Origin of the sequence: Dolosicoccus paucivorans (genome assembly GCF_900100125.1) — a bacterium.
Classification (GTDB): domain Bacteria; phylum Bacillota; class Bacilli; order Lactobacillales; family Aerococcaceae; genus Dolosicoccus; species Dolosicoccus paucivorans.
In genome coordinates, this window is record NZ_FNEL01000081.1 from 1 (window position 1) to 3,834 (window position 3,834).

A 3,834-nucleotide genomic window follows, 5' to 3' on the forward strand; every position below is an offset into this window, starting at 1 on the left:
AGGAAGTAACCTTCAAGCGAAATATCATTCCACGTAAATCTCTTAACTACTACACTCCCCTGGAGGTTTTCTTGGCCCATCTTTTGGATCAAACATCTGGATATTATGCCAACCACTTAAGAAATATGGTTTCATCAAGCACCTGACTCCTCAAGAGTCGCTAGCGCTTTTCCTCTTGACCAGCCAGGAGCTTGATGAAGGGAGTTGTTTAAGGTGGTTAGCACAAGTATGTCACCAAGTTCAATCACTCATAATATAGTGTAGAAATTTCTAACTTAAATTGACAATCGAGATCTTTAAAAAAGATACCAATAAAGGCACTGTTTAAAATAAATAAAAAGAACATCTTCGCAAATGCTTTAGGTACACTCCAACCTAATAAGTCTACTCGGTTTAATGGCGCTAAAATGACTTCCCCTGTTAACACGACATCTGTATCTAAATGGACATTGCCAGCAAAGGAAGTAATTAAAATAATCGCTAACGCAAAAAAGAAAGAGTAGACAATGCCAATCGCATCATCATTATCTACTAAAGGCATTTTAGATAGACGTTCCGTTGACCAAACAGTTACTAAACCTAAAGCTGCTGCACCCATAATTAATAAAGGTGAATCTAAATCGCCCACGATAAAAAAGGCTAAAACAATTCCTAATAAGACAGAATGGGAAATCGCATCTGCAATCATCGACATACGTCTTAATACAAGAAATGATCCGATTAAAGCACAAGTTACCGCAGTCATCAATAAAACAAGCCAAGATTCGTAGGAGGCCCATAATAATTCAGTAAATGATATTTGACTCATTGAAGTTGCTCCTTTCTTTTTCGAAGATGGCGTGCAATTAAACCGCGAGGCGCAAAGATAAAGGAAATAAAACTAAATACGGCCATCATTACAATAATCATCGGTCCGGTGGATAGCCCGCGATAGGCTGTTGAAAAATACGTTCCTACAACAGCCGATAAGCCACCAAAAAGTCCTGCAATTAAAATGACTCGATGGAACCGATCGCTCCATTGACGTGCAATAACGGTTGGAAAAATTAATAAAGAAGCTACCAAAATGGTCCCGACTAACTTTAACCCAACGCCAATCAAACTCATGGTCATAATCATTGTGAGGAAATAAATAAATGAAGAAGAGATTCCTAACGTTTTGGCGTAAATTTCATCAAAAACAAACACTTTAATTTCCTTATAAAATATACCAAATAACATTAATGTTAATGCTGAAACGCATAAAATAACGGCTACATCTTGTTCCATAATGTAAGCTGCTTGTCCGAAGATATAGTTATTTAACCCTGATTGAGATTGGGTTGCATAGATGGGATGACCTTGAATCCAAGATTTAAAAACCATTCCCAATCCAAAAAAAGTAGACAAAACAATGGCTAAAATCGCATCTAAGTCTAATTTAGAATAGTGGTGAATTAATTGAATGAGTAAAAAAGCGACTGATCCGGTGAGCATGGCACCAGTTAAAAGGGCGAGGGGACTTTTAGTTAAAGCCCACATAAAACCTAAAATAATACCCGGGTAAGCCGCATGTCCAATCGCATCCCCAATTAAAGACTGGCGCTTTAAGACACTTATTGTGCCAATCATGCCCGTTGAAGAAGCGAGTAGAAAAGTCGCCAAAGCAATTAATAAAAAAGAGTAAGATCGTACAATGTCCCATTGAATCATTAGAGAACCTCCTTTAAAAATTGGAAGTTGGCGGATAACATGTGAGCTTTTTCTAAATGTTCACGAGTTAAAGTCGTTGGCATGGGACCACTTGCGATTAAATATTTATTGAGAATGATGACATAGTCAAAGTAACTCGGCAATGTATTTAAGTCATGATGGACAACGATAGAGGTTTTCCCTTCATTTTGTGAACGGATTAAAAAATCAAAAATAATTTGCTCCGTTGGTTTATCAACCCCTGCTAAAGGCTCATCCATAAAATAAATTTGGGCTTGTTGCGCAATGGCCCGGGCGATAAATACTCGTTGTCGTTGGCCACCAGATAATTGAGAAATTTGGCGGTGACGAAAATCCATTAATCCAATTTCATCTAAGGCTTCGTAAGCAATTCGTTTATCTTCTTTGTTTGGACGTTTAATCCAGCCACGGTGCCCATATCTTCCCATTAAAACGACATCTTCAACGGTCGTAGGAAAATTCCAATTAACACTAGATGTTTGAGGAATATAAGCAATTTGTTTCATAAAGGATTTTACCGGTTGATGATTGATCGAGATCCTTCCAGAAAGTAACGGCTCTAACCCTAAAATTCCCTTCATTAAAGTGGATTTCCCTGCACCGTTAGGACCGATAATTGCTACACGTGCATTTTTAGGAATATCTAAGTCAACATCCCATAATACAGGCTTTTCGTCGTAAGCCATTGTCAAGTCTCTTACTTGAATGAGTGAATTTTTCATGATGATCTACCTTTCTATTAAAAGAGGGCGCTCGATCAAGCGCCCGTTACTATCCGTTATTTTAAATATTGTGTAATTAAATCAACGTTATGTTTTACCATGGAAATAAAAGTATCGCCTGCTTGACCTTCAGGAGCTAAAGAGTCAGAAAAAAGTTCCTTTTCTTCACCGGAGACTACTTGAACATCGAATCCTTTTGCTTTACATGCTTCTTTTAACTTCTCCATTCGAGCTGGATCGGTGGTTGACTCAGCAAAAATCGCTTTAACTTGGTGGTCGACAATAAAGTTAACTGTCGCATCAATATCCGCGTTAGCCACTTCTGAATCGGTAGAGACCCCTTGAGGTGCTTGAACTGGGATGTCATAACGACGTGAGAAGTAGTTAAAGGCATCGTGAGGTGTAATTAAGTAACGATTTTCTTCTGGAATGGATTGGATTTGCTCTTTTGTATATTGGTCAAGATTGTCCAAATTCTTTAAATAGTTTTCTGTCGCTTGAGTGATAGTTTGTTCTTCGTCAGGTAAGAGCTCAATCAGCTTTTTAGATGCGTTGACTGTTGCTTCTTTATATAAATCGATGTCAAACCAGAAGTGTGGGTCAATAACTGTTTCGCCTTCTTCTTCCATTTGTCCAATGTGTTTTTTGTCAAAAGTTTCAGACACAGCGTAGCCAACCTTTTCTAGCGGCTCGACCATGCGTCCTTCAAAGTGTAAGCCATGATATAGAACTAAATCGGCATTAGTGATTTTTGTAAGGTCTTGCGGTTTAGCGACATAGACGTGAGGGTCCTCACCGGCTGGAATAATCAGTTCTACATCTACTAAATCTGGGGTAATTTGATGGACCATGTCATATAAGAAAGAAGTAGTCGTGGTGACGATCTTTCTATCTTTGGCATGGGCCGGTAAATGACTTCCTACTACCATTAACAAAACAATAAACATTAATTGAGTGAACATTCGTAATTTTTTCATCGCATTTCCTCCGGTTGTCCTTAATTTAATTATAGGTTACCCTAAAAAAGGGTAGTCAACACTTAAATGCGAATTGGTATGATGAATTGCAATAATTATTGCGACAAAAAGTTATTCTAACTGAACGAGTTCGTGCATGAGTACTTCAAAAGGTGTTTTAAAATCTAAGCATTTTCTAGGTCGATTGTTTATCAACCATAGCGCATTGAAAAGATCATGTTCCGTAATTTTAGCTAGATCTGTGCGTTTAGGGAAAAATTCTCTGAGTAATCCATTGGAATTCTCGTTAGTCCCTCTCTGCCAGGCACTGTAAGCATCCGCAAAGTAAAAAGCGATGTTTTGTTGTTCGATGTCTGAATAACAAGCAAATTCTTTCCCACGATCAGAGGTGAAACTTTTGAGAGCTTCTTTGGGGAAAGATT

Annotated in this window: 5 protein-coding genes; all 5 read right to left on the reverse strand. The window is 38.1% G+C overall.

Annotated elements, in window-relative coordinates:
• Positions 1 to 244: 244 nt before the first annotated feature.
• Positions 245 to 808: a metal ABC transporter permease gene (locus BLR79_RS08440; RefSeq protein ID WP_092086952.1), complete on the reverse strand. Its 564-nt coding sequence runs from the start codon at positions 806 to 808 to the stop codon at positions 245 to 247.
• Positions 805 to 1,692: a metal ABC transporter permease gene (locus tag BLR79_RS08445; protein WP_092086955.1), complete on the reverse strand. Its 888-nt coding sequence runs from the start codon at positions 1,690 to 1,692 to the stop codon at positions 805 to 807. The genes BLR79_RS08440 and BLR79_RS08445 overlap by 4 nt, the downstream gene beginning before the upstream one ends.
• Positions 1,692 to 2,435, reverse strand: a complete 744-nt coding sequence (locus BLR79_RS08450; protein ID WP_092086958.1) for a metal ABC transporter ATP-binding protein — start codon at positions 2,433 to 2,435, stop codon at positions 1,692 to 1,694. Before BLR79_RS08450 ends, BLR79_RS08445 begins: the two co-directional genes overlap by 1 nt.
• A 56-nt stretch (positions 2,436 to 2,491) precedes the next feature.
• A complete protein-coding gene (locus tag BLR79_RS08455) occupies positions 2,492 to 3,412 on the reverse strand; it encodes a metal ABC transporter solute-binding protein, Zn/Mn family (RefSeq protein WP_092086961.1) in 921 nt (306 codons plus the stop codon).
• Positions 3,413 to 3,523: 111 nt separating this feature from the next.
• On the reverse strand, positions 3,524 to 3,834 hold a 311-nt coding region (locus BLR79_RS08460), incomplete at its 5' end, for an IS30 family transposase (RefSeq protein ID WP_143338841.1).

Bases quoted from the DNA above. Each gene is read 5' to 3' on its own strand.
- BLR79_RS08440 (WP_092086952.1), bottom strand. From the start codon at position 808: ATGAGTCAAATATCATTTACTGAATTATTATGGGCCTCCTACGAATCT.
- BLR79_RS08445 (WP_092086955.1), bottom strand. From the start codon at position 1,692: ATGATTCAATGGGACATTGTACGATCTTACTCTTTTTTATTAATTGCT.
- BLR79_RS08450 (WP_092086958.1), bottom strand. From the start codon at position 2,435: ATGAAAAATTCACTCATTCAAGTAAGAGACTTGACAATGGCTTACGAC.
- BLR79_RS08455 (WP_092086961.1), bottom strand. From the start codon at position 3,412: ATGAAAAAATTACGAATGTTCACTCAATTAATGTTTATTGTTTTGTTA.